This is a genomic window from Mesorhizobium sp. 131-3-5 (genome assembly GCF_016756575.1).
In the GTDB taxonomy this organism is placed as follows: domain Bacteria; phylum Pseudomonadota; class Alphaproteobacteria; order Rhizobiales; family Rhizobiaceae; genus Mesorhizobium; species Mesorhizobium jarvisii.
The window spans coordinates 488,072-513,332 of record NZ_AP023255.1 but is presented as its reverse complement, the minus strand read 5'-3'; the positions used below and the strand labels follow the sequence as shown (position 1 = coordinate 513,332).

Sequence of the window (25,261 nt, the reverse complement as noted above, 5' to 3'; positions counted from 1 at the left end):
AATGGATGATGACTTTGTTTCGCGGCCTGTCGGCGTTCCCCCTTACGCCAACCGATGCGGAAGGGCATGTCGACACCGAGGGTCTGGCTCGTTTTCTCGAGCGTATTCAACGCGCCGGAGCGGACTCCATCGGCCTTCTGGGGAGCACGGGCGGTTATGCTTACCTCACCAGGGAAGAACGCAAGCGTGCCGTTCAGGCTGCCGTGGAATGCATCGGCGGCAAAACGCCTCTTGTCGTGGGTGTGGGTGCATTGCGTACCGACGAAGCTCAGGCTCTGGCGCGCGATGCCAAATCCGCTGGCGCTGACGGCCTGCTCCTGGCACCGATGTCCTACGTTCCCCTGAACGAGGACGAAGTCTTCCAGCACTTCGTCGCGGTGGCCGAGGCGGGGGAATTGCCTTTGTGCATATATAACAATCCAAGCACCACGCGCTTCACATTCAGCGACGCATTGATCGCCCGGCTGTCAGAGGTGTCCAACATCGTCGCGGTGAAAATGCCTCTGGCGGCGAATGACGATTACGCGGGGGAACTGGCACGTTTGCGGTCGATGACGCCTGACACGTTCACAATCGGATACAGCGGCGATTGGGGCGCGGCGGATGCCCTGCTTGCCGGATGTGACACCTGGTACAGCGTTGCAGCAGGTCTGCTGGCGGTCCCGGCGCTTGCGCTGACGCGTGCAGCGCAGTCCGGCGACGCGGTGGAGTCCACTCGGTTGAACCGCGCTTTCGGGCCGCTCTGGACCTTGTTCAAACGCTACGGCAGCTTCCGCGTTATGTTCGTCATCGCCGACTACCTCGGTCTGGCGCACGTCCAGCCACCGCGCCCTATTTTGCCGTTGCCGGAGGACGCCGGAGATGACATTAGGCAGGCATTGGAGAAGCTCGAATAGCCGAGCACAGGGCATGCCCAGTGCAACTGCTAGTTAGGCCCCCGGCGCGCGGGCGTTCCGCGCACCGTTCGAGATGGAAGTTGGGCGGCGCAGAATTGGATCGGGTTGGTCGCGCTTTGGCAACGTTATTGTGCTCCGGTAGCGCCGGGAAGATGGGCGGCCGTCGCAAACGCGTTCTGCAGCCGCATCGAACTTTCATCCGCGACCAAACGAGAAGTAGAATTTCGAGCTGATCGTAGGCCGCTCGCTGCCTGAAGAGGGTGCTCCGCGCTACATCGGTTTCGTCTATGGCTATGATCGCGAGCCGCAACGGCGCATTCTCGACCATCTCAAGAAGCAGCCCGTCCAAGCCAATCAGGATATCACCTTCATCACCGACGGTGGGGAAGAATCGCCGACTGGCTCCATATCACCGTGCGCATCAGGGTCCTTCGGTAGTTCGTGCAAGGGCTCGAAAACCAGGACGAGCAGACCGGACAGGACCTGCTCGACACTCTGCTCAGGATCAAATGGCATCTCTGGCATGTTGTCGTCTATCGGGCCCGTCACGAAATCGCCGACCTGCAATTCGACGCGGAAGGTCTCGAAACGGCTAGCCGAACATGCGCAAGTTCCTGACCGCCATCGGCGAGTTCACCAGGCCTACATCGCCTCCAACAGTGCCAGCCTGATTAATTACGGCGAGCGTTAGCGGTCCGGAGATCGCATCTCTTCGGCCCTCGTCAAGGCCACCGTCAACGCCGTTCCAAGCGGGTCGCCAACAAATGGCAGATGCAGTGGAGCAGGATCGGCGCACATCTTCTGCTGCAAACCCGCACGCAGATCCTCGATGACCGTCCCGACGCGCTTGGCGTGCAGCCCCTCACCTCGCCCGCGCCCCGCGGTGGTTCTTGCCAAGAGACGCTCGCTCGCATCTAACGAAAACCGCCGCTGCATTTAGCTGCATCCATTGTTCGGATGCGTGCGATCCAAACAATCAATTTGTTCAATCAGCTTCTTGAAAGCTAACCCTTGTTTGGTGGAACGTGGGCTCTGGTCGTCGACGCTGGCTTAATGCAGGGGCTGCACGCAGGAGATACAATGCACAGAGATCGCAAGCGGGTTAGCGGCATAATGGCTGGCCGACCGGTGTCATCCCCAGGCTGCTGCAGCGTGCGGCTTGTCTGTCCCTCCATGATCTCTCGGAAGACAGTTCCGAATACTGCGACCGGTTGCCCGCCTTGTGTGTCGCCTCGATCTCATAACCGATGGTGAGCTGCTCAATGGGCTATCCTTCGCCGGATAAGAGATGCAGTGCGAACGCTCTCGGGGATCATGCCGATCGTACGTACGTCCTGCTTACTCTGGTCAGGCATAGGGCGCAATTTGTTGGCCCAGCTATGAAACTCTTGCCGGAAGTTAGCTCTGCCGCGTGCGTGATGGCTTGAGCGGACTGACGCAACGAAGGCTCACGAGTATTCGGTTCCTGCGGTCATTATGACGAGACCCAACGGTACCTTCAACATCGGCGTGGTTCGACTCGCCGCGCGAAAACAGGCAAATCTCGATTGAATCCGTCACGCGGTGTCAGCCTGGCATTGGTGCCTTCCCTTCTCAACAACTATCAAATCAGCATTCACGATAGCCCAGTGATCGTTCTCACGTGCCGTAACGCCGTGCCTTCAGTTTCCACGTTCGCGTCGAGCTCGCGAGTGGCCAGAGTTCGGAACAGAACGGTCGAAGTCTAATCGCCGCGAAATTCAACGGAGGGTCAGCGGGGCCAAGGGGGCAAAGTGCGACGGTGTCTAAGCCGTCTTTATGAGGGGAGAGGTACACATGGCTTTCCTGTTCCAGCAGCATCCGGCCGCATACCGAACCGATGCGGAGCTAGAATTCAGGTCAGACTTTCGCAACCCATGCGCTGCGGGTCGAACGCCGTTTCCTTGGGAAACATGGCTCAGTGGCGACAAAGCATTTGTCCTCGCCTTAGCCGCCTCGATTGCGCTCTTGGTCGGGACGCAGAGGCAGGCCCCCAAGATCAACGACGCGGTCATAAGCGAGCTGCGAACGATTCAGATCAACGATGCATTGCTCCAGCGCGACGTCGCCCGTGCTCGGACCGACATGGAAGTGGACCACTCGGTTGCTTCTACCGGACAGGCATTGCAAAGGAATCTTGCAGACTTGCAGCGCGATTTCGAGATTTCGCCCGATGAGGCCTCCGGGCAATCCAGATTGCTCGCGCAGCTCGTAAACTCGATCGAAAACACGCAGGCTGCCATCTCAGCCTTGGTCAAGCATAATCAGCGTATGCAAAGCTCTCTCGCAGATCTTGCTCGTTCAATTGACCGCCTTGAGGGCGGCAAGCTTGAACTCTCCGAACTGATCGTGTTTTCAGTCGAACCGGGGCTTACCCTCGCCTCACAGATGGAGCTTCTCGAAAGATTTACTCCGGGCCAGGCCCGAGCTGTCGCGGATGTCGTGGCCAGGTTCCGCCCTGTCCTGTCTTCTTTATGGAGCTTGGAGCAAGCTGCCGATCAGATCGCATCCCTCGACACGTTCTCCAAGGCTGCCGAACTGGAGCGAGAGCATCTGAAAGGCTACAGTTTGGCCGGCGCGCAGGCGCAGCGTACGTGGCTTTTCTTTGGCTCTGTGTCCATATGCCTTTGCTTGGCAGCGATCATTAGGGCGTTCAGGCAGCATCTGCGGACCAACCGGTTAGAAAAAAGGTTGGAGCTTGAAGAGGAATTGAGCGCGATCGAAGCTCGCTTCAACGATAGTATAGCAAAGAATGCCTCGGCGCGCTGTTCCACCGAAGCAGCCCTTAGACTCATTCAACGCGTTTTCGATGCGGACCAATGCGCGCTTACTCTGGTGGATCCGAGTCTCATCAGGCATACCGAGTACTTTGTGGCGAACACGTGCATGCGCGTCTGGAACGTCGCGCTTATTGATGAACTCGTTTCACTTGTCCGCGCCGGACGGCCAGTGTTTCGCGTCATCCCGGCGGCGGAAATGGTTCGGACCGCCAGAGGCTCTTCCGGTGTTTGTCAAATTGTTGGTTGCAGCGCCTCCGGTCAGCAGGTTGCCGTTTGCATCCTCGTCTTTGAAGGAGATCGCTCACTCCCTTCAGCCGACGACCTCCGGGTTCTTGCCAGTTCTATTGCGCGTCTAAGCAACCATCTTGAAATGCAGCGTATAAATGCGGAACGCGACCTTCTGGTGAATCGATGGGAGCATGTGGAAAGGCTGAGGACTGTCGGCACAATCGCAAGCGGCGCTACACATGAATTCAATAATATTTTAGGATCAATAATTGGATTTTCAGAGATCGCACTAGGTCTTGTGCGTCGGCCCTCGAGAATTCAAAACTCCATCAACCAAATCATCTTAGCTGGACACCGAGCCAAGCTGATCGTTGACCAGATTTTGGCACTCAGCCAAAAACGCAAGCGCGTGGCAGTGCCTTTCAATATCTCCGAAATTGTAATGGACTTTGCGCCACTGCTGCGCATTACAGTTCGTGCAGATGTTCAGTTGCATTTCAAGATCAACGAGTGGCAAACGGTTGTCGAGGGCAGCCCAACTGAGATACAGCAGATCCTTATGAATCTGTGCAAGAACGCATCGGAGGCTGTCTTGAACGACGGCCGTGTCGAGGTTGGCGTTTCTCGGACCCGCATCTGCGAAACAAAGCGGTTGGCTCAGGGCACCTTGAGACCTGGAGATTACGTTCTGCTCTCCATCAGCGACGATGGCCCAGGAATCGCAGGTTCGGTACTTCCGCATGTCTTTGAGCCTTTTTTTACCACACGCTCTCGCGTCGGCGGGACCGGGCTGGGTCTTGCTGCAGTGGACAGGCAGGTGTGCGCGCTCGCAGGATGCCTAGACGTCAGCTCGGTTGTTGGCCGAGGTACGCGCTTTGATATTTACTTGCCAGCCTCCGAGGAGGAGCCAGTCAGCGCTGACGTCACTTTCGGCCCATACAACGGATCACCGGCCAACGGCGGAATCATTGCAGTCGTGGAGCCCGATCCAGCAGAGTTGGAGATTCACAAGGACAATATCGCCGCGCTGGGTTATGAGCCGATCGGCTTCGCGACCTTCGAAAGTCTTTGCGGCTGGATCGAGAGCGGGAAGGCAGCTGACCTGCTGATTTTGGCGAAGACGCCTTTCCTCGAGCGAGGACGGGCCGAGCCCGTATGCCCCACCATCATGGCGGTGCCTTTCATAGTCATCGGTGACATCGACCCCATGCCGGTCACATCTGACAATCAGGCCTTCGTCCTTCGGCTAGCGAGACCGGTCTCGTCCAGGACAATAGAGCATGCGATTCGTATAATGATGATGGCGTGATGCCGCCGACGCGCTCATTCTATGCAAGTAATGTGAGAAGGCCTGGCAAAAGACATCGAAGCAGAACAAAACGACGCGTCGCATCACAATGGACTTATCGATGCAGAGACGTTGTTCTAGCCTTAGTGCTTGTTAAGGAGGTCGGTTACTGTCTCTCCCCGTCGCCGGGCATCGGCGGCAAGCCATACCTCTCCCACCTCGTACAGGTCACCTTGGGTGTGGAACGGCACAATGACGTCAACGGCAGCCGACAGCATGTCAAGAAGCGTTCGATCTTCCACAGCGGCTCCTTGCGGGCTGCTCTTGACGAGGGAAAAGAGCTTTTTGAAGCCCTGGACCGGATCAGCCCCATGGATCGTTGATATTGATCCCGCATGGCCGGAGACGACTTCGCTAAGGTAGGCCCATGCAGCATCATCGCGCATCTCGCCGAGCAATATTCGATCAGGGCGCATGCGCAAGCTCGCTTGCAGCAGTTGCTCGGCTGTCACCGCACCTACGCCGGCTCGGTCCTTTGGATAGAGTAACCGGACATGGTTCTCGTGCGGGATTACAAGCTCCAGCGTGTCCTCGATACTTATCAGTCTCTCTTGCGGGGGTATAGCGTTGATCAAAGTCTTGCTCATTGTCGTTTTGCCGCTTCCAGTAGGTCCGCAAAGCAGCATCGTGAGCCGTCCCGAAACACACGCTTGCAAAAACTTCTCCAAGTCACCATCGTCGTATTGCTGAAGAATAGTTTCGTCCTGCCGCTCTTGGCGCTGTTTTCGTGACCGCCATTGATTCCAACGTGAGTATTCGTAGCGAGAAGAAACTTCCTTCAGTTCGGTCACACGACTTGAAGGACGCCGTATCGTCAGGCTTACTGTTCCTGAGGGAACAGCGGGCGGCAAACAGATCTGCAGCCGCTCTCCGTTCGGCAGCTCAGTCGCACAGAGGGGGCTTTGCGGTCCGACATCTTGCTTGCGCAGCGCTCCAGCGAGAATCGCGATGTCCTCCAGATCGTTATAACCTAGCGGTAGCGGATGTTTCGTGAAGACGCCGGCTTGTCGCACAAACGCTTCCCCAGGCCGGTTGATAGCGACCTCTTCGGTCCTCGGCTCCTCAAGCCATTTCAGAACGGGGTCGAGAAGCAAACGCAATTGAGGGTCAGCCTCCGATCGCATTGTTGTCTCTCCGGCGTTGGCGATGTTGGGGGGCTGGCGCCACGACAGTTGCCGTGAGACCGTATACATCCGAGAAATCGAGGTCGCGAGCCACAAAGATGGATACAGCATCTCCCTGGTTTTTCTTCAGGGTTGGCGGAATGTTGACCGTCGCTCTCAGTGTCGTCTCGACGGCTTGTCCGCCATTGCTCTGGAAGCTGTTGATGCCGCTTCCTCCGCCAGAGCTCGCCGCGTATTGACCGGCCGCCTGGAACGCGCCTTGAAGGACGCTCATCAGCATTGCTCCGCCAAAGCGTTCCCGGAAGTGATTATCCACCGTGCCAGGCACTCCGGAGCGGCCGAGCTCGTCAGCACCCGGCGATGCTATCGAAACGAGGGCATGGTCAGGTGTTTCGATGCGCGTCCACAGCACGAAGACACGCGCATCCCCCTGTTCGAGACCGTGCTGGATCTCGCCAATCACGGTCGTCCCACGATCCAAGAGCACGACATTGTTGGTGGCGCCGCGGACGTCTTTAGGTAAGACGCACTTCACATAGCCGGGTAAATTTGTGTCGACCGCCGTTTGCAAAAGGCAAGGAATGATCGTTCCCTGAGTAATCACGAGATCAGGGTGCGGCAAAAGTGTGGCCCGGCTCGGCTCCTGTATATCTGGCTTCAATCGGCCTGACAGATCGCCACCGATCGAGATCTCATCCGCGGTCGCGGGAGCATCCTTGTGGTCGTCTTCGCTCCGCTGAGCCACGCCGGGCTTTTGACTGCCGCTGCTGTAGGCGAAAATTGGTGATTCCTCGGGCGGCGGTTCAGCTGCCGCGGGTTGCGGTGTGGATGGCGCAGGATCTGCCGCCTGCGCCGCCTTTGCAGGTGCTGGAGGTTCGGGAGCAAGCTCAATAGGCACGGGGCGGAACGGCTCGGCGTTGGGGGAAATTGGCGGGTTTGGCTGAGAGGGTTCGTCTTGTGTGCTGGGACGACTTCCGAGCCAGATGAGCGACAGAGATGAGATGAGAACAAGACCGGCGACGGCCAATTTCTGTGGTCCCGAAACATGCCGGCGGGCCGGCTCCGAGACCAACGATGCGGATGCATTTACATCGTGTCCCGACTGTGGGCCGGTTTCATTCATCGGCCCGAGCCTTTCAAAACGCGCCACACGTCGGGTCTCACTGTACCGGTCCCCGGCGCTCGTCCAACAGGATCATATGCCCTGTTGAAAATCGACAATACCGTATTGCCATCTCTCAGACGCCATTCCCGGGCGACTGCGGATACTTCAACATAGTCGCCTTTGACTGTGAAGTTGGCAGCGGCTTCCTTGCCGTCGGGATTGATAATGTAGAGGGAGGGTATACGGGAATTGCTTGCGAAGCCAAATACGGTGGTAAAGCCATTGTCGAAAACCTGCAGCGGCGCCAGCGATCGATCGCCCTTTGCGACGTAGTGAAAATTGCTTTCGTCGGAACTGGCAGTTGTACCGGGCCGATTCAACAAATCCTGAACCCTCTGTTCCTGCAGCACCTTTGCCCGGGCCTGACCAAGAATCGAGCGCTTTTCTGCTGCCTGTCTCAAAGCAGCGGCCTCATCACCGGGATAGGTGAACTGCACACTGTAGTATAAGTCAGGTTGCTGCTCATCTAATTTTGGCATCGCTCTCGTTGAAATGCTGAAGACATATCTGCGGGTACCGGACTCACTGTCGGCCAGAACGACGACCGGCTGCGGCGGCAGGATCCGGCTGGCCTTGAAGAACAGGTAGTTGGCGCGTGGGAGCGCAGCCAGGTCTTTGCTATTGGAAACGGCCACGGCTGCAACGGTCTCGTTGGCCGCGAATGTGACGACCAGCGTTGCCCCCACCGCGGTCGACAGGCGCACCACTTCGTCGGGACGGTAAGCCAAGTAGCGCATCCGCGCATCATGCTTGCCGGCAAGCGGGGTGTCTTCCGCGGAAGCCTCCAGCGTTAAGAGTAGTGAACAGGCCAGTGCGAGAAACGCTCTTTTTGTCATGGCTGCACGTCACCCAGGTTCGACACGCTATCTTCCGAGGTTTGATAGGAAGTGACGAGTAGACCTCCCGGATTGGTGAGCCTTGATTGGGCAGGCAGATCTGTCAGGCGCTCGTAGCGGATGGTTGCTGTCCAGGTGGTCACCAACGGCATCTGCCCATCGATGGAAAGGGTGCGTTTGTATCGGATCTGTTGAACGTCCGGACTGATGTCGTTTGAGGAAATATGCCCGACTTCGAGCTTGCCGAGCTTGCCGACTGTGACTTGCGGCGAGGTGGGATTCGGATAATTGAAGAACTCTTGATATTGCTGCCGCACAGCCGGTGCGCTGAAACTGGATACGAGGTCATAGCCGTATTGGGCGGAATCGGCTGTGTAGCTCTCGCGCAGGCGTACATATTCCCACAGCGAAGCATTTATGACGGCTCGCTCTTGGGTTGCCGGCAGTCGAGAGACTGACACTTCGCTGTCAACTGTTCCATCCGGGCGTACCCAGAGGAACACAGGTACGAGCTTGGCCAACGGGACCATGGCAGCGATGGTAAATGCCTGCGCAACATTTCCTAGGACCGCCGCTGCCGCAAAGGCTATGAGGGCCTTTGACAGGCGCCGCGCAGACTTCGCTCGTGAAGTTTGAAACGCTTCCACCTTCTTATAGTGGGCGGCTAGCGTTTCTCTCTCCACCAGAAGGGCATGTTCAGGAAATTTCACTTGGGCTCTTTCGCACATTCGACTTCAAGATCTTCAGGGGAGGTTTCCCATTGTCCCACGTTCAGTTGGAAAGGCGAACCCGAGCAGGTGGCAAGCTTATCGGTTGTCTTGCAGGCCGCCAAAGCCAGTATTGACAAAAGTAGATAGTATTTCATGTTGAGGTACCGCGCTTGTCGATTGATTAACCACCTGCCGTTTTGGCAATGCGGCGATTGAGGCTGCTAAGAGATTGGTTCGCACCTGCCCAAGAACCGCCGGCTATGCTGCTGGCGATCGTCGGAAGCGCGACGATCAAGGCGTCACCAGCTAGGAAAAGCATATCGAGCTCGTAAAGCCCGATGATCTTGGCTGCTGTCGTACCCTTGTATTTGATCACCGCAAGCATGACTCCCAGCGCGACTGATTCGGCCGCGATAACTATCGTTGCAACGATGTTGAGGAGGACAAGCAGCAGCCCGTATGAGAGCAGTTGCCCGATCCATCTGGTAGCCATGTCTCGAGTGTGATCAAAAAGATAGCCTACAAGAACGAGGGGGCCGATCGCCAGGAGCACCTTCGTCAGAATTCCAACGGCATCATAGATCTCGAACGCTGTCCAGAGCGAGCCGTACAAAATCCATTGCGCTCCCTGGAAGGCAAGTATGTCCTGCTGATTCATTGGCCCAATTTCGGAAGCAATCCGCTGAAAGGCACTCTGACTTGCAGCGAACATTACGTCGAGCTTCTGGGGGATACCGATGAAGGGCAAGGTGCTTCCGCTGATCTGGTGGGCAAGCTTTGGAATCGTGTCGTCGAAGACCGATTCAATGTACAGCTGATAGTTGGCCTGCCCTAGGATGAGGGCGACGACAATCGATACCGTGACTACGCGCGAGATACCTCCGCGCGCGTCGACTTGACCGCGCATGACCAGAAAGCCTTGGATTATGATCCAGAGCGTGACGCACGCAACCAGAGGCGCACTGACCGCCTCTTGGACGTTTCCAATCACTTTGTGCAGCCCCACCGTAAAGGCCCCATGAAAGATCGCGTGTATGGCCGTGAATGGCGCAGGAATTCTGAAAACCATTGCGTGAACCTTATTTGCCCCTGATCAGCGCAGATGAGCCGGATGAACTAAGCGTCGCTACTCAAACATTCTGGCGGTGTCCTGGCGTTCGCGACGCTGCATCGCGGCCTCCTCTGCGGCGTGAAGGCTCGCTTGTGCAGTGGCCATCGTCAGCAGACTCGTGGCCTGGACATTTTGGATAATCGCATCATGAATCTGCTTGAGGACCAGACCGTTGGTGACGGTGGCCTGCACAATATTTCCCGAGCGGGAAAGCTGACCAAGCGTGTTGTCGTTGGCCTTAAGGCGCTTGTCCATTACGCCCAGAGTGTCGGCCGCAAGAGCTGCGGCATTGATGGCACCAGCGATTTGTCCCTGTAACAGTTTCGCTTCTGAATCCGTGCCGTCGACTTTCCGGTTTGGGTTGTCCGCAATTGCACGCGCTTTAATCGAAGTTGGCGCCTGACCCTCAAACATCTGCCTCTCAAGCTGATTGCCCGACGGGTAGTGATTTCCTTGGTTCAGTGAACTTAGCAGCCCCGTGACACCGAATGACGACCTTAGTATCTCCACCATTTCCATCGTCGTAGCGACCGTCTGGGCTGACTTTATCAGGATCTGCGCAGTGGAAACCGCTGTTAAGCCCGCTTGTGTTACTACCGCCGGGTCGATGACGACAAATTGCGCCCGGGCCTGTCCGCTAAGCAGAAAGGAAGCGGCAAGCGTCGTTGCTGCAAGCGTGGGAAATCTCATGAATATTCCTCCGTCAGTCTTGAATTTCGTGGTAACGAGTCATGAACTTGTCGAGCCACCCGCTTGGGGCATCTCCGTGCTGGTCACGAAGCTGGTCGACAAAGCGCACGGTGTTGGCCCGCCCCGAGAGTACGGCTACATACTCGCGCATCTGGCCAAGATCGAATTCGCAAACAACACTCCCGCTCTCGCGCTTGAGCAAAAACTTGCGGCTGCCAATTGCCATTCCCTGGCGGATTGCCTCGAACTCCTGCGTGGTGCACTTCAAGCCATCGACATACGCGGCCCGGTCGGCCGTCGGTGATGGGTAGAAGATCTTGGTCATGCATTGTGCAACGAGACTGGCTCCAAGGGGCGATTCAAGCACGTGTTCAGGCTGCTGCGTTGCGAGTATCAACATGCCGTTGTTCTTGCGGACGGTGAGCAGGAACTTGTCGATAACAGCCGAGAACTGCGGGTTGAGCAGATAGAAGCGAAATTCGTCGCAGCTCATGACGAACCGACGGCCATCGACAACAGCGCCCACGCGGTGCAGAAGATATGCGGCGGCCGGCGCACAGACCTCCTCAAATTCCAGGAGCTGCGTCATGTCGAAGCCGGTAATGGAGGCATCCAGCCTGACTTCGTCCTCATCGCCGTCAAAGGCCCATCCAAGCGCATTCCCTCTACACCACCGCTGCAGCCGTGCTCCCGCGCCCTCCGAGGGGCTGTGCAGCAGGAATTCGCGCAGGCCCGCAAGTGAGCGCATGGCGGGTTCGAACGAAAGTTGACGAAGAATGCCACGTTCCAGTCGACGGCTTTCCTCCGGCGAGATCGGACCACGGCCGTCACTCTCGATGAGGGCCATCAGCCATTCGCGCAGAAAATCCAACGAGGCGGAGGTGTTGTCCAGTCCGCGCAGAGGGGCCAAGCCGCTCGGAGCGCCTCTGCGCAACGCAAGGTATGTCCCTCCCGTGGCTCGCACCAGCAGTTCACCACCCCGGTCTTTATCGAAAAAGACGATGGCGCCATTGCGATCGACCACGCTTTGCTCAAGCATCGCGAGGATAAAGGTCATCAGCGTCGTCTTGCCTTTGCCGACGGGTCCGAATATCGCCGTCATGCCGACGTCATTCTCATGGGGGATGTAGTCGAAAGACGTTCCACCGTTTGTGCGAAAGCGCGCAACAGCTTTGCCCCAGTGGCCGGAGCTGGAACCGCTGGGGAAGTTCTCAAATGAGACAAGCCCGGCAAAATTGTACGAGGTGATCGCCCCGGGGCGCGTGCGCCACCTGTTGTTCCCCGGGAGTTGGGACCAGTACGCGGCCTCCATGCCGATACCCTCTTGGACGATAACGGCGCCTGTGTCGGCCAGCCTTGCGCGCGCATTTGCTGCGCGATCGGCAAGGCTATTGAGGCTGTCGCCATAGACGCACAGGCTCAGATGATGCGAACCCATGACGAACTCGTTGCTTGCCAGTGCGTCCTCTGCCTCGGCAAGTTCATTGATCTGGGTGAGAGCCTTGTCGCCGGCGCTCGTCATCTGGCTGGATTTAAGGCTAAGCTTCGCATGAGCTTGTGGCCGAGTGAGGAAGGAAAAGCTCTGGCTCAGGACAAGCGGGAAGTTGGCGGACAGTAAGGGATTTAGCATGCCTGGCCGCGTCGTCGCCGGATATTCACGGAACGAAAACAATGATCCCACGGAGCTATCCCCGGGTCTTCGAATCTCAAGCGCCCGCTTCCCGCAGATGACCCGATCAGTGTAGATCGAGGCGCCAAGCGAGCCGGTAACCATCGGAACCGGAAGAAACCGGCAAGTCATTATCAGCCGAAGCGCCTCACCAATTTCCGTGAAGAGCACGTTGCCTTTCTCGCGAATACCCAACCGGCGCAGACCGTAACCGCCGAGTGAGCCAGCAATGATCTGCCAGAGGTCCTCCAGGCTTCGCAGTTGTGTGGCCAGATCGTTGTCATTCCGGCTGGGGGATTTGGCAATGCGCCAGCCGATCTTACCGATTGCGGTGCGGGGGGACACGACGATAGTGAGGAAGTGATCGTTGCGAAAGAGCTTGCCCGACAGCACATGGCGCTCATAGGCCTCGCTCAGACTGCCAGCAAATGCACTTTGAAACTGGCGCGATGCCGGCTCCGGCACATCGTTGTTTCGCACAAGATGAGCGTATAGCGTGACATTGTCATCCGCGATGTTGCGCAAAAGAGTGTTGAACGCGCGGCAGCGCGAATTGCGCATCTCTGCGTCTTCCAAATCAAAGGGCAGGCCGTTCACGTGTGCCATGGCCATGATCGATCCGTCTTCCAGCAGGACAACCTGATCGCTGAGATGACCGACATACGGAAGATAGATCTCGCCAGATCTCTCGGTCCGGCCACTGGCGCCAAACATTACACCATTCCTCTTCCGCGTTTCGGCACTCTGATCGGATTGACGCTGACGCTCGCGCCACCCCAGACCGGCCCGTCCACGCTTCTGCCGGCCGTCTGCAAATAGAGGAGCGCGACGCTTGCGGCGTTATAGTCACGCTCAACCACCAGCCGTGCCCCGAACCAGAGTGGCACGAGCACGATTTCATAAAGTGGGTTTTGAAGGACAATGATGACGAGACCAGCCAACATCATCAGCAATCCGGCCAGCGTCAGCGGCACCCCCAGAAACAGTGCGGGACGTGTCGCCGCCACATAGAGGGTGCTCACTTCCAACCGGTCGCTCATCAGCCACCGCCTATGAGCGCCTTGCCCAGGAAGCTTGCGCCGAACATGATGACGATCCCTCCAACGACACCCGCAACCAAGCCAAGTGAAGCACGACCGAACATCCAAGAGATGCCGATGGCCACGAGTCCGAGCACGGCCAGTGATTGTCCGAAGGGGCCAAGTATGAAGGTGCAGATATTCTGGACCATCTTGGCGGGATCCGTCCCTCCGGTCACCTGAGCCGAGGCTGGCCCGATGGAGAAGACCGTCCACGCGGCGCCTGCAGCAGCCGCCGGTACATATTCAGCCGTCGTGCGCAGCATGGAAAAAGGCGAAGGAACACGCGTTTTAAGCGCACGAATTATTTTGAATGGCTTCATCATTGTATCTCCATGGTTCAATCGAATACGAGTTTGTTCGGGTTCGAGGGTTCCCGCTCTTCCGCAGCCTGGCTGCCTGTCGGACCGGAGGGATCGGCCCCGGAGCGGTTTGACTCATACGAGCCCCAGATGTCCCAAGAATTTTGTTTGGGCTGCTTTCCATTGGCCTGTTGGCTCTGTTGGAGCAGAGCCGGCACGGCTTTCCGACCGGATGCCTCAAGGTGTGGCGCATCTGGAGCGGTCGGCTCCAGCGTTCGCTCGAGATGACTCGCGATGTCCTTTGCGGCCGACTCGACCTTGCGTACATAACCGTTGGTGAAGCCACGCGTGACGTCGCCCGTGTTGTAGGCCGAGATGGCACGGCGAAGCGCCAGTTGCTGCGCCGGAGCAGTCGTGCCGCCGGCATACCGGCTTTCAAGCAAGTGGGCGGCGGCCGATAGCGAGGCGCAGGGCTCGAAAGCCTTTTCCGGCGTGAGATTGAGGAAGGAAAAGTTCTTGCTGTTTATCTGCATCAATCCGACATCGACAGAATGTTGTGCTTCGAGGCGGTTCTTGATGCCCCGCGTCGCTTCCAGGCGGTCTATCCAGCGAAGCTGCTCACCTGTGGTGTTGTCATGAGCCACCAGCGTTTCAAAGCCACTTTCAATTTTGGCAATCGCGGCGAGCGTGGACGGCGCAACCCAGGGAGCGCATTTGCGCGACAGGCCGTGGAATTCACGGGGCGAAAGTGGCGCGGGCTCGGCTGGGAATGACATGGATGTCAACAGGGCGATGGCCAGCGGCCAAGCTGCAATAAACATTCCTATCCCCTACCTTTCGAAGCGTCCGGACCGGTTCTGGCCCTGTCCGGCACGCGCTTATCGGGCAGGTTTGTTACTGCGTGATGTTCAAGTTCAGCTTTTTCGGTTTCAACTGAAGCAAAGAGCTTGTTCGTGTCCGGGTGCATGGGCACCTTGCGCATGCGCGGGTTGCGCGGGCGCGATCAGCCGGCACATCTCGACCATCGCGGTGGATCATTCCAGCGCGGGATTGCCCGTCCCGGCTGTCCGTTGCTCTTGCAGCGTCAACCGCGACTTGGCATGGGCGGTGATGGAATCTTGTGTCAGCGCCTGGCCGAAGGACAAAATGGGGAGCTTGGCGGGTTCATCTCAGGCTGCGGAAGCTTGGGTCGATCGAACGCGAGAACCGACTAGGGCGCCGAGATGCCCAATGTTGCGACATGCTGCCGTTGTTGCAAGAGACAGCCATGCGCCCTGCATACTCAGGCATTGGTTGAAACCGCGAGTTCGTCCGCGAAGCTCGTCGGAGGCGCAAATACGCGGGACGAGGGTCAACTGGGAAGACGTGGCGGCGCAGCCGGCCTGGTGCGAGACCTGGTTCAGCTGTTCGGCCGCGCCGCGAACTGGTGGGTCACGCACAGTCCCATCGGCAGAAACCGCAGGCGGATTGACGCAGTCCGACAGCGCTCTCGACAAGTACAGTGACAGGCTCAAAAGGAAAGGTATTGCATTCAACCGAGAAATGTTAGCTCGCAAGGTAACCGCAACCGGACCTGCCGATCGCTCGGAACAGGATTGGCGCCGCCGGCCACCTCCCAATGACCTGCCTTGGGCAGGAGACATACCGTTGGCACAAGGTCACTATACCGAATCACGGCCGTTCTTCGGCCAACCGCCTCTGCGATCAGTCAAACGCCGCGCTGCTCCACCGCGTCCGAGCCGCACGCACGAGCGGGAGGATTTCGAGGTGATCCAGGTCCGCAAGCGCCAGAAACGCGAAGAAGATGCAAGGACATGGCAAGCGACCGAGCGTCCGTGCCGTCGTAATCAAGTGGTGTTGGCAGGCCTGCACCAACGGCGGAGCTCGCGAATAAGCGAAGGACCACACGGCAGGGTCACACCGGCGCTTGCAGATGTGTGGTGGCCACCGGCTGCCTGGATGCGGTCAATTCGCTGTGGATGAAAAGACCAGGCCGAGCAACGGCCTCACATTGGCCGCACGCACCCGCGAGTGGTAGCAAGGGGCAGCTGTTCTGCGTCGGTGCCCCAAGGGTTGCTCGGCAACAGCTTTAGACAAGGGGATTCAAGATTGAAGGTGAGCCGTTGAAACATGTTCTTGTCATTGACGATGATGCCGCAATGCGACGCCTCATCTCCCAGTATCTCATGATGCATGCCTTGAAGGTGACCGCAGTCAACGATAGCAAGCAGTTTAACTACGTTCTATCGCATGAGCCAGTCGATCTCGTGGTTGTTGACCTCAACCTAGGCCGGGAGGATGGGCTTGCCATCGTCCGCAACCTGGCGACAAAATCGGATTTACCCATCATAGTGATCAGCGGCGACCGGCTTGATGAGGCGGAAAAAGTCGTTGCGCTGGAGCTCGGCGCAACCGATTTCATCCCCAAGCCTTTCGGGCTGCGCGAGTTCTTGGCCCGCATTCGAGTAGGGCTACGCCAGCGCATTTCCAGTCCGCGAACGAAAGATCATCGCTCATTTCGGTTCGGAGCCTGGAAGCTCAGCGTCAAGCAGCGGCGACTGATCTGTGCGGAGCGTGGCGAAGTCAAGCTTACCGCATGTGAGTTCAACCTGCTGATCGCGTTCCTGGAGAACCCCCGCAATGTCCTATCCAGAGAACGGCTTTTGCTCGCGAGCCGTGTGCGTGGAGAAGAGGTCTACGATCGAAGTATCGATGTCCTAATCTTGCGCTTGCGCCGAAAGCTGGAGGCTGATGCGGCCAATCCAAGGCTAGTCAAGACATGCCGTGGTGCAGGGTATTTCTTCAACGCTGACGTAGACGTTAGCTACGGAGGCACCTTGGCCGCGTGACAGGAGCTATTCTGGAGATTGGCTGACGAGGCTGATGAAGCGTGGCGGTGTTTTCTGGCGGCCTTTAGCTCGGCGCCTGGATGTCGGACCCAAGGCAGCATCTCGTCGATCTGGCTGGGATGGCTGTTGACGATCCTGGTGGTGAGGACGTCGGCGAGATAACCGAGTGACTCGACACCATTGAGCCTGCAGCTTTCGATCAGCGACGCAATGACTGCCCAGTGTTCGGCACCGCGGTTCGAGCGGGCGAAGAGCGCGTTCTTGCGGACGGATTGAGCGCTCGACGGTGTTGTTGTCGATCTCGGTGCGACCGTCGTCAACGAAGCGCGAGAGGCCTTCGCAGCGTGAGAGCGTGTAGCGGATTGCCTCGGCAACCTTGGTCTTCTGACCGATCAGGCCGAGCTTTCACGCAGCCAAGGTTCAAGATGGCGACAATAGCGCGGCTATTTTCCCGACGCGTCGCACGGCCTTCATCGGCCGATCGGCCGCGGATATCGTCCTCGATCTTATTGAGGTGGGCGATCGTCTCAGCGCCTCGCTGGCGATCGGCGAGTTCCAGGCCTACATCGCCTTCCAACAGTGCCAGTCTGATCAATTACGGCGAGAGCTACCGGTCCGGAGATCGCATCATGTCAAACGGCTTCCAAAACTGACCCTCGATCGGCGTCCAATTTTGACCCCCTATGCAGTGCGCGGCGGTCAGCATTCGCCCGGGCGGAGCTGGTCAGGGTTGCGCAGCCCGGGCGAACGCGGATGGCGCTGGCAGCTTGATGGGGTGATCAGGCGCGGTTCTTGAAGCGCCAGGATTCGTTTCCGGTCTCGATGATCTCGCAATGATGGGTGAGACGGTCGAGCAGCGCTGTCGTCATCTTGGCGTCGCCGAAGACGGCGGGCCATTCTCCGAACGCCAGGTTGGTGGTGACGATGATCGAGGTCCGTTCATAGAGCCTGCTGATCAAGTGGAAGAGCAATTGTCCGCCGGCCTGGGCAAAGGGCAGATAGCCGAGTTCATCGAGCACGACGAAGTCGAGCCGGGTGAGGTAGTCGGCGATACGGCCCTGCTTGCCGCCGCGGTGCTCGGTCTCGAGCCGGTTGACGAGATCGACGACGTTGAAGAAGCGGCCACGTGAGCCGTTGCGGATCAGGGAGCGGGCAATGGCGATTGCCAGATGCGACTTGCCGGTTCCGGTGCCGCCGATGAGCACGGCGTTGCGCTGGTCGGCGACGAAGGTGCCGTTAGCAAGGTCCCGGACCAGCACCTCATTGACCGGCGTGCCGTCGAAGTCGAACTCATCGATGTCCTTGGCGATCGGCAGCTTGGCGACGGTGAGCTGGTATTTGATGGAGCGGGCCTGCTTCTCGGCGATCTCGGCCGACAGCAGATCGCCGATGATCCTCGGCGGCTCATGCTGACGCTTGATGCCTGTCGCCATGACCTCGTCATAGGCGCCCCGCATCCCGTAGAGCTTCAGCGTGCCCATCAGTTCCAGAACCTGGGTGCGTTCCATCAGCTTGCCCTCCTGAGGCTGTCGTAGCGGGCGCAGTCGGCTTGCGGTTCGTGCTGCAGGCGAAGAGCGTCCGGGGTGAGAATGGTGACTGCCGGCGCCGGATCGCGCTGCCGCGCCAGGATGTTGATGATGACGGCGGATGAGCAGACATTCTGATCGAGCGCGTCCTGGCAGGCAGCCTCCACGGCATCAATGCCGTCGGTCAACACCGTGGCCAGGATTGACACCATCTGCCGATCGCCGTCATGCGCCGCTTTTAATCGGCGTCGGATACGCTCCATCGCTGGTGGCAGAGCCCAGTCCCGGAATGGCGCGCCATTGCGCAGCGCGCCGGGCTTGCGGGCAAGTACAGGGACGTAATGCCAGGGATCGTAGACCGTCTCGTTCCGCCCGAAGGAGCGGGCATGTTCGGCGACGACCACGCCGTCCTGGCGGATGACGATCCTGTCGGCATAGGCATGGATCTCGACCGGGCGGCCGACGGCCGTCGACAGGACCGAGTATTTGTTGGTGTCGAAGCGAACCGTGCAGGTCTTCGACACCGAAGCCGGCACCGTGTGGAATCCGTCGAAGGGGCCGCGATACTCGACCAGTTTGCCGCGCTCTTCCTCGAACACGTTCCAGATCGTTCGTTCCGGTTGCTCGACGTGACGATGCGCCTTGGCGTAGGCGACGCACTTGTCCTGCAGCCAGGCGTTCAGCTCCTCATAGGTCTTGAAGCGCAGCCTGGGCGTGAAGAAGCGCTCGCGCACCAGCCCGACCTGGTTCTCGACCTGACCCTTCTCCCAGCCTGACGCCGGCGTGCAGGCGACCGGCTGCACCAGATAATGGCTGCACATCTGCAGGAGGCGGCGATTGTATTGGCGGTCCTTGCCAACAAAGATCGTTTCCACCGCCGTCTTCATGTTGTCGTAGATGCCGCGCGTGCAGGCGCCGCCGAAGAAGGCAAAGGCCCTGTCGTGGGCGTCGAACACCATCTCCTGCGTCTCCCGCGGATAGGCTCTGACGAACATCATGCGGCTGTGGCAGAGCCGGACATGGGCGACCTTCACGGTCACCGTCACGCCGTTGATCAGGACGATCTCGTGGCTCCAGTCGAACTGGTAGGCCTCGCCCGGCGCGAAGAACAGCGGCACATAGGCGTCCGCCGTCGCCGACCCCTGCGCCTTCGCCCAGCTCTTCGCGTAGCGGCGGACGGCGTCATAGCCACCCTCGTAGCCGAGACTGCAAAGCTCTTCGTAAATCCGGATCAGTGTCAGTTGCTCGCGCGCCGCCTTGCCACGGTTGCCATTCAAGAACCCGTCAAGCTGATCCTGCCACGGACCGATCTTCGGCTTGGGCTGCCGCTCGCGTTCGTAGGAGAACGATGTCTCATTGGATCTAAGAATCTTGCGGACGGTGTTCCGCGACACATGCAGCTCGCGACAAATCCGCTTGAGAGACCATCCCTGCACATGGAAGGCGCGCCGAACCCGGGCAATCGTATCCACCGACTTCATCCCCACACCATCCGCTCGCCACGACGAGCTGATGGTCGCAAATCAAAGCATCAGGGGGGTCAAAATTGGACGCCGATTCCCCGGCTTATGGGGTCAATTTTGCACGCCGATTCACACGCATCAGCCTCTCCGTCGCCAAAAGAGCTGTTCTGCTTAGCCGTCGAGCTCAACGCCCAGCGTCGGAGCGCTCTCTGCTTCTGAAGGAAGCCATGAGGTCCGCTCGGGCTTGATCGGAGGCTTGGCCGATGGACGTTGTGTTTGCCTCGCTCGGCTGCCGCCCGATGGCGAGGCTTTGCGAATTGTCAGTCCTTTGCCTTTTCGCTGGTCTCAACGGCGCTGTGTAACGTTCAGTGTTGATGATGACGCCCTCGCTGTTCACGCGGTTGCTCCTGTGCAGTGTACTCGTCAGCTTGTCCTCGGCCTCGCGCGTCTGGCCCAAGTGCCGTTCCAACGGCGCTGGCGCGACCTGTCTGGCTTGCTGCTCTTGCAAGGCGGCGTGTTGCACCTGCGACCCGGCTGCTGCCAAAGCTTCGGCAGGGCTTGCGGCAAGCTCGTGCGGCAAGCGCCCCTCTCTCAGTCGGTTTTGCAGCGCCTGCCGATCGGCGACGAGGTAGTTGAGGTGCAGCGGCAGCTGCTGGTCTGGCCGCTCTTCGTTCGCCAATCGACGAACCAGCTCGCGCGTGCCGTCCACCACGAAGACGCCGCAGTCAACAGCGTTTTTCTGCTGCGCCATGTCGGGTGTTACCAGGGTCGCGTCCAGTCTTGTAGCGAGCTTTCGTGCAGGCGCGTCGTTGTATCGCTGTTCATTTTGCTGGATGGAGTCGTAGTGATAGGCGACCGCTCTTTCCGGATCGCGGCGATCTACGAGGAGCAGCGACCAATGGGTGCCGCGGTCAATACCCACCCCATCGTTCACTGGCACGAACAGGAAGTCGGATGGGCCGGCGTTTCGATTATAAATCGACTGCAATGTGCCTCGCGCGTCTTGCTGCTCCATGTGGCGCAGCAGATGGGAGACCGACGGATCGACCAGCCGCGTCCGGGCGGCGAGCGCTGGATCGGCCTGCTGCAGCAGCTGCTCGAGGAATTCGTAATCCCTCTGGATATGTTCGTCGCCCAGCAGTTCGGTGGCCCCGAGCACCGCCCCCCGGGGGAGATTGGACGAGCCTGACGGAAGGGCTTCGATGTGTGCATCGGAGGAGGTGGTCAGATCGACCAACGGAACCCCGAGATGGGTGTCTGAGAGCCTGGCGGTCGCTGGCAAGGCGGGTCCCGGAGCCCTTGCCGGTACTGCTGCCGCTCCAGCTTCCCTTATCGCTCCGCGATGGAGGAGCCAAACGTCGTTGCCCTCCTCTGGCCTCCGGGCGGTGTAGCCGTGGCCTTTAATCTCGTAGTTCCATTCCGGCTTGTCTGCGTCCGGCAAGAGGCCATAATGGTACAAGGAAGAGAGCATCGCCTCTGGGACGCGTTGAGTCCCATGGGAGAAGCCTTTGGGCACGGCGAACGAAACATTTATGGAGTCCTCGATCGCAGCCGGGGGCGCCTCGGACCTTGCTGAGGGCGCGGCCCCCGCATGCAGCCTTCCGATGTGTTCGGACCCTGTCCCTTGAACCGGTACCCCTTGCAATGGCAATTCACCCAATTGCCGCATGGGGGGCTGCATCGGTACGCGGCCGCCTGAATTGCCGATTTCGCTCGGCTGCTGCTGAATGGCGGCGGCTTGCGGCGTATTCAGGGCCCTCTGCCTCTCCGCCGGCCGCAACGGCGCCGTCGAATGTTCATTGTTGATGATGAACCGCTCGGGTGGCAGGAGGTTGCCCTGGTCGAGCGCATCCGGCCAGGGCCGGATCTGCTGTTGGCTGGCAGCCAAGACTGGCGGGGCGGCGGCCTCAACTCCGGCGTGCCCAGAGCCGGCCGCTGCCAAAGCGTCCGCCACGATCCTGTCTGACGCAGGCTTCGCATCGCGAACCCGTTCAAGCGCCCAGCGGAGATAATCGTTGCCTGGAAACAACACCTCGGCGAATTCGATCCGCGAATCATGATCCAGCCCAGAGATCGTCCGGCCCCGCCTGTCAAGCGCCTCAGAAAATCTGCGAAGACTATGACCATAGACAACACGGGTGCTTGGGGCCAAGCTGCTGTCACTGGTCACTTGTTCCAAGACATGCGCATCTGCCTTTGAAGGCACCGTCACTGGCCACCGGCCAGTCGCTGAATAGCCCGGCTCATGATACGCACGCAGGACGTTCAACGCCGGCCTTATATCCCTTATGTCAGTGTCTTTCGGAAAGAAGGTATTGAGGTGATCGACCAGGGATTGGTGATTTTTTAGATCAGTCGCTTGGCCACGAGCACCGAGATCATTCGCCAATCGGCGAAGCGCATTCGAGTATATTCGGAGCGTCGGCGCGCTATGGTGTTGCTGAGCCTCAGCATGGGCGATCGCCTTATCAATCACGTCCCGGTGTTCGTCGGACAAGTGGGGATAGCGGTTAGCCGGGGCACCAACAGTCGCTGAATAGCCCGGCTCATGATAGGCACGCAGGACGTTCAACGCCCTCTTCATATCATCGTTTTTCGGAAAGAAAGCATCGAGGTGATCGACCAGGGATTGGTGATTTTTTAGATCAGTCGCTTGGCCACGAGCGCCGAGATCATTTGCCAATCGGCGAAGTGCATACCTGTATTTTAGGACCGTGCTCTCGCTATATTTTTGCTGAGCCGCAGCGTGGGCGATCGCCTTATCGATAAGGTCGCGGTGTTCGTCGGACAAATGGCGATAGCCGGTGGCACGGGCGCCACTCGCGACAGGTTCGGCTCGGCGCGGCTCGGCCACGTGCTGCTCAAAACCCGCTTGCCGCGCTTGGCCAGCATCCGGCAAGGGACCAGGGCGGTCCAAGAAAGAGAGCATCGCGTCTGGGACGCGTTGAGTCCCATGGGAGAAGCCTTTGGGGACGGCGAATGAGACGTTTATGGAGTTCTCGATGGCAGCGGGGGGTGCCTCAGCCCTTGCGGAGGGCGCGGCCTCCGCATGCAGCCTTCCGATGTGTTCGGACCCTGTCCCTTGAACCGGTACCCCTTCCAATGGCAATTCACCCAACTGCTGCGTGGGGGGCTGCATCGGCACGCGGCCGCCTGAATTGCCGATTTCGCTCAGCGGCTGCTGAATGGCGGCGGCTTGCGGCGTATTCAGGGCCCTCTGCCTCTCCGCTGGCCGCAACAGCGCTGTGTCATGTTCATTGTTGATGATCACCCGCTCGGGTGGCAGGTGGTTGCCTTGGTCAAACGCATCCGGCCAGGGCCGGATCTGCTGTTGGCTGGCAGCCAAGACTGGCGGAGCGGCGGCCTGAACTCCGGCGTGCCCAGATGTTGCGAAAGCGTCCGACACGCTTCTGTTGGGGTCCTCCGGTCCAGCACGCATCCCTGGATTGCTGAACAAAGATGAGGCGGCTTGATCACCCTGCCGCTGCTGAAGCACTTCGCGGAACCCCTGTTCCAGTCGCAGAAGCTCCTCTGGATTGGTTGGCGGCTTGTGAGCTCGATTATCGAACAGCGGCCGCAAGGCCTCGGGAACCTCCGCATTGTGAACCCGCTGCAGCGCCAAGCGGAGTTTCTTGTTGCCTGGAAACAACGCCTCGGCGAGTTCGGTCCGCGAATTGTGATCCAGCCCAGAGATCGTCTGGCCCCGACTCTCAAGCTCCTCAGAAAATCTGCGAAGAAGACGACCATAGACGACACGGGTGCTTAAGGCCAACCCGCTGTCACTGCTTAATTTTTCCAGGATACGCGCATCTGCCTTTGACGGCACCGCCGCTGGCCACCAGCCAGTCGCTGCATTGCCCGGATCATGATACGCACGTAGGACGTTCAACGCCGTTTTAATGTTCTGGTCATTCGGAAAGAAAGTATCGAGGTGATCGACCAGGGATTGGTGATTTTTTAGATCAGTCGCTTGGCCACGAGCGCCGAGATCATTCGCCAATCGGCGAAGCGCATTCGAGTATATTCGCAGCGTGTCCGCGCTCTGGTTTTGCTGAGCCGCAGCGCGGTCGATCGCCTTGTCAATAACGTCCCGGTGTTCGGCGGACAGATGGGGATAGCTGGCAGCAGGGCCGCCAGCAGTCGCTGAATAGCCCGGCTCATGATACGCACGCAGGGCCTTCAACGCGCTCTTCATATCAACGTCTTTCGGAAAGAAAGCACCGACGTGATCGACCAGGGATTTGTGATCTCTTAGATCGGTCGCTTGGCCACGAGCGCTGAGATCATTCGCCAACCGGCGAAGTGCAAACGTGTATTTTCGGGCCGTGGTCTCGCTATATTCTTCCTGGGAGTGGGCGATCGCTCTATCAATAAGGTCCCGGTGTTCGCCGGACAGATGGTGATAGCGGGAAGCACGGGCGCCACTCGCGACAGGATCGGCTCGGCGCGGCTCGGCCACGTGCTGCTCAAAGCCCGCTTGCCGCGCTTGGCCAGCATCCGGCAAGGGGCCAGGGCGGTCCAAGGAAGAGAGCATCGCGTCTGGGACGCGTTGGGTCCCATGGGAGAACCCTTGGGGGACGGCGAACGAAACGTTTATGGAGTCCTCGATCGCAGCCGGGGGCGCCTCGGACCTTGCTGAGGGCGCGGCTCCCGCATGCAGCCTTCCGATGTGTTCGGACCCTGTCCCTTGAACCGGTACCCCTTGCAATGGCAATTCACCCAATTGCTGCATGGGGGGCTGCATCGGCATGCGGCCGTCTGAATTGCCGATTTCGCTCGGCTGCTGCTGAATGGCGACGGCTTGCGGCCTATCCACGGCCCTCTGCCTCTTCGCTGGCCGCAACAGCGGTGTGGAATGTTCATTGTTGATGATGCCCCCCTGGGGTGGCAGGTGGTTGCCCTGGTCAAGCGCATCCGGCGAGGGCCGGATCTGCTGTTGGCTGGCAGCCAAGACTGGCGGAGCGGGGGCCTGAACTCCGGCGTGCCCAGATGTTGCGAAAGAGTCCGACACGCTTCTATTGGGGTCCTCCGGTCCAGCACGCATCCCTGGGTTGCTGAGCGAAGACGAGGCGGCTTGATCATCCTGCCGCTGCTGAAGCACTTCGCGGAACCCCTGTTCCAGTCGCAGAAGCTCCTCTGCATTGGTTGGCGGCTGGTGAGCTCGATCATCGAACAGCGGCCGGAGCGCCTCGGGAACCTCAGCGCTGAAAGAAGACGAGGCGGCTTGCTCATCCTGCCATTGCTGAAGCACTTCGCGGAACCCCTGGTCCAGTCGCTGAAGCTCCTCTGGATTGGTTGGCGACTCGTCAGCTTGATCGAACAGCCTCCGGGCCTCGGCAAGGTGCTGCTCAACGCCCACTTGCCTGGCCTGGACCGCTTGATCCTCTTCCAAGCCGGCGTCCTGCACCACCTGCGGCAAAGCTGTTACACGGGATGGATTTTTTCGCTGGTCCACATTAGCCTCGCA

16 protein-coding genes and 3 pseudogenes are annotated in these 25,261 nt (G+C 59.1%); 4 read left to right on the top strand and 15 right to left on the bottom strand.

Translation table 11 applies throughout. From position 1 onward, the window contains the following. Positions 1–8: 8 nt before the first annotated feature. The 3 genes and pseudogenes from JG747_RS34895 to JG747_RS34885 all read left to right on the top strand — a co-directional run bounded on the left by JG747_RS34895 (position 9) and on the right by JG747_RS34885 (position 5,231). Positions 9–896 carry a dihydrodipicolinate synthase family protein gene (locus JG747_RS34895; RefSeq protein ID WP_167434266.1) on the top strand — a complete coding sequence of 296 codons (888 nt, stop codon included), beginning with the start codon at positions 9–11 and terminating at the stop codon, positions 894–896. A gap of 220 nt (positions 897–1,116) precedes the next feature. Then, a pseudogene (locus JG747_RS34890) lies at positions 1,117–1,727 on the top strand (ISKra4 family transposase); the annotation flags it as partial. A gap of 984 nt (positions 1,728–2,711) precedes the next feature. Next, positions 2,712–5,231, top strand: coding sequence for an ATP-binding protein (locus JG747_RS34885; RefSeq protein WP_199201306.1), 2,520 nt, complete (start codon positions 2,712–2,714; stop codon positions 5,229–5,231). Positions 5,232–5,353: 122 nt separating this feature from the next. Here the strand turns inward: JG747_RS34885 and virB11 are convergent, their stop codons facing one another. The 11 genes from virB11 to JG747_RS34830 are packed head-to-tail and all read right to left on the bottom strand — an operon-like array spanning position 5,354 to position 14,777. Next, positions 5,354–6,394, bottom strand: a complete 1,041-nt coding sequence (virB11, locus tag JG747_RS34880) for a P-type DNA transfer ATPase VirB11 (RefSeq protein ID WP_069091240.1) — start codon at positions 6,392–6,394, stop codon at positions 5,354–5,356. Next, a complete protein-coding gene (gene virB10, locus JG747_RS34875) occupies positions 6,378–7,517 on the bottom strand; it encodes a type IV secretion system protein VirB10 (protein WP_199201587.1) in 1,140 nt (379 codons plus the stop codon). The genes virB11 and virB10 overlap by 17 nt, the downstream gene beginning before the upstream one ends. After that, positions 7,514–8,395 carry a TrbG/VirB9 family P-type conjugative transfer protein gene (locus JG747_RS34870; RefSeq protein ID WP_006329153.1) on the bottom strand — a complete coding sequence of 294 codons (882 nt, stop codon included), beginning with the start codon at positions 8,393–8,395 and terminating at the stop codon, positions 7,514–7,516. The genes virB10 and JG747_RS34870 overlap by 4 nt, the downstream gene beginning before the upstream one ends. Next, the gene (locus tag JG747_RS34865) at positions 8,392–9,105 is read right to left on the bottom strand and encodes a type IV secretion system protein VirB8 (RefSeq protein WP_006329145.1); all 714 of its coding nucleotides are present in this window, start codon (positions 9,103–9,105) and stop codon (positions 8,392–8,394) included. Before JG747_RS34865 ends, JG747_RS34870 begins: the two co-directional genes overlap by 4 nt. Then, a complete protein-coding gene (locus tag JG747_RS34860; RefSeq protein ID WP_199201305.1) occupies positions 9,102–9,260 on the bottom strand; it encodes a type IV secretion system lipoprotein VirB7 in 159 nt (52 codons plus the stop codon). Before JG747_RS34860 ends, JG747_RS34865 begins: the two co-directional genes overlap by 4 nt. A 26-nt stretch (positions 9,261–9,286) precedes the next feature. Next, positions 9,287–10,174, bottom strand: coding sequence for a type IV secretion system protein (locus JG747_RS34855; protein WP_027056320.1), 888 nt, complete (start codon positions 10,172–10,174; stop codon positions 9,287–9,289). A 57-nt stretch (positions 10,175–10,231) separates the two neighbouring features. After that, the gene (locus tag JG747_RS34850) at positions 10,232–10,906 is read right to left on the bottom strand and encodes a hypothetical protein (protein WP_006329143.1); all 675 of its coding nucleotides are present in this window, start codon (positions 10,904–10,906) and stop codon (positions 10,232–10,234) included. Positions 10,907–10,919: 13 nt separating this feature from the next. Then, on the bottom strand, positions 10,920–13,289 hold the full coding sequence (locus JG747_RS34845) for a VirB4 family type IV secretion/conjugal transfer ATPase (RefSeq protein ID WP_199201304.1): 2,370 nt from the start codon (positions 13,287–13,289) through the stop codon (positions 10,920–10,922). After that, entirely contained in the window at positions 13,289–13,615 is a 327-nt protein-coding gene (locus JG747_RS34840) for a type IV secretion system protein VirB3 (RefSeq protein ID WP_006329140.1), read from the bottom strand. Before JG747_RS34840 ends, JG747_RS34845 begins: the two co-directional genes overlap by 1 nt. Next, a complete protein-coding gene (virB2, locus tag JG747_RS34835) occupies positions 13,615–13,980 on the bottom strand; it encodes a pilin major subunit VirB2 (protein ID WP_199201303.1) in 366 nt (121 codons plus the stop codon). The genes JG747_RS34840 and virB2 overlap by 1 nt, the downstream gene beginning before the upstream one ends. 14 nt (positions 13,981–13,994) lie before the next feature. Beyond that, positions 13,995–14,777, bottom strand: a complete 783-nt coding sequence (locus tag JG747_RS34830) for a type IV secretion system lytic transglycosylase VirB1 (protein WP_006329137.1) — start codon at positions 14,775–14,777, stop codon at positions 13,995–13,997. A gap of 1,302 nt (positions 14,778–16,079) precedes the next feature. On the opposite strand from JG747_RS34830, the gene JG747_RS34825 reads away from it, so the two are divergent. After that, entirely contained in the window at positions 16,080–16,805 is a 726-nt protein-coding gene (locus JG747_RS34825) for a response regulator (protein ID WP_027033428.1), read from the top strand. An 89-nt stretch (positions 16,806–16,894) separates the two neighbouring features. Here JG747_RS34825 and JG747_RS34820 read toward each other — a convergent pair. From JG747_RS34820 to JG747_RS34805, 4 genes and pseudogenes are all read right to left on the bottom strand, one after another. After that, positions 16,895–17,357: pseudogene (locus tag JG747_RS34820) on the bottom strand (IS66 family transposase); the annotation flags it as partial. A gap of 227 nt (positions 17,358–17,584) precedes the next feature. After that, positions 17,585–18,313, bottom strand: a complete 729-nt coding sequence (istB, locus tag JG747_RS34815) for an IS21-like element helper ATPase IstB (protein ID WP_199201302.1) — start codon at positions 18,311–18,313, stop codon at positions 17,585–17,587. Further along, positions 18,246–19,812 (bottom strand): annotated as a pseudogene (gene istA / locus JG747_RS34810) (IS21 family transposase). The gene istB and the pseudogene istA overlap by 68 nt, the downstream one beginning before the upstream one ends. 166 nt (positions 19,813–19,978) lie before the next feature. Next, positions 19,979–25,249 (bottom strand): Ulp1 family isopeptidase, encoded by a 5,271-nt coding sequence (locus JG747_RS34805; protein ID WP_199201301.1) that lies wholly within the window; start codon positions 25,247–25,249, stop codon positions 19,979–19,981. Positions 25,250–25,261 lie beyond the last annotated feature (12 nt).

Coding starts and splice junctions, on each gene's coding strand:
- JG747_RS34845 (WP_199201304.1), bottom strand. CDS start 13,289: ATGTTTGGCGCCAGTGGCCGGACCGAGAGATCTGGCGAGATCTATCTT.
- JG747_RS34850 (WP_006329143.1), bottom strand. CDS start 10,906: ATGAGATTTCCCACGCTTGCAGCAACGACGCTTGCCGCTTCCTTTCTG.
- JG747_RS34830 (WP_006329137.1), bottom strand. CDS start 14,777: ATGTTTATTGCAGCTTGGCCGCTGGCCATCGCCCTGTTGACATCCATG.
- JG747_RS34855 (WP_027056320.1), bottom strand. CDS start 10,174: ATGGTTTTCAGAATTCCTGCGCCATTCACGGCCATACACGCGATCTTT.
- istB (WP_199201302.1), bottom strand. CDS start 18,313: ATGGAACGCACCCAGGTTCTGGAACTGATGGGCACGCTGAAGCTCTAC.
- virB10 (WP_199201587.1), bottom strand. CDS start 7,517: ATGAATGAAACCGGCCCACAGTCGGGACACGATGTAAATGCATCCGCA.
- JG747_RS34885 (WP_199201306.1), top strand. CDS start 2,712: ATGGCTTTCCTGTTCCAGCAGCATCCGGCCGCATACCGAACCGATGCG.
- virB11 (WP_069091240.1), bottom strand. CDS start 6,394: ATGCGATCGGAGGCTGACCCTCAATTGCGTTTGCTTCTCGACCCCGTT.
- JG747_RS34860 (WP_199201305.1), bottom strand. CDS start 9,260: ATGAAATACTATCTACTTTTGTCAATACTGGCTTTGGCGGCCTGCAAG.
- virB2 (WP_199201303.1), bottom strand. CDS start 13,980: ATGATGAAGCCATTCAAAATAATTCGTGCGCTTAAAACGCGTGTTCCT.
- JG747_RS34895 (WP_167434266.1), top strand. CDS start 9: ATGACTTTGTTTCGCGGCCTGTCGGCGTTCCCCCTTACGCCAACCGAT.
- JG747_RS34840 (WP_006329140.1), bottom strand. CDS start 13,615: ATGAGCGACCGGTTGGAAGTGAGCACCCTCTATGTGGCGGCGACACGT.
- JG747_RS34870 (WP_006329153.1), bottom strand. CDS start 8,395: ATGACAAAAAGAGCGTTTCTCGCACTGGCCTGTTCACTACTCTTAACG.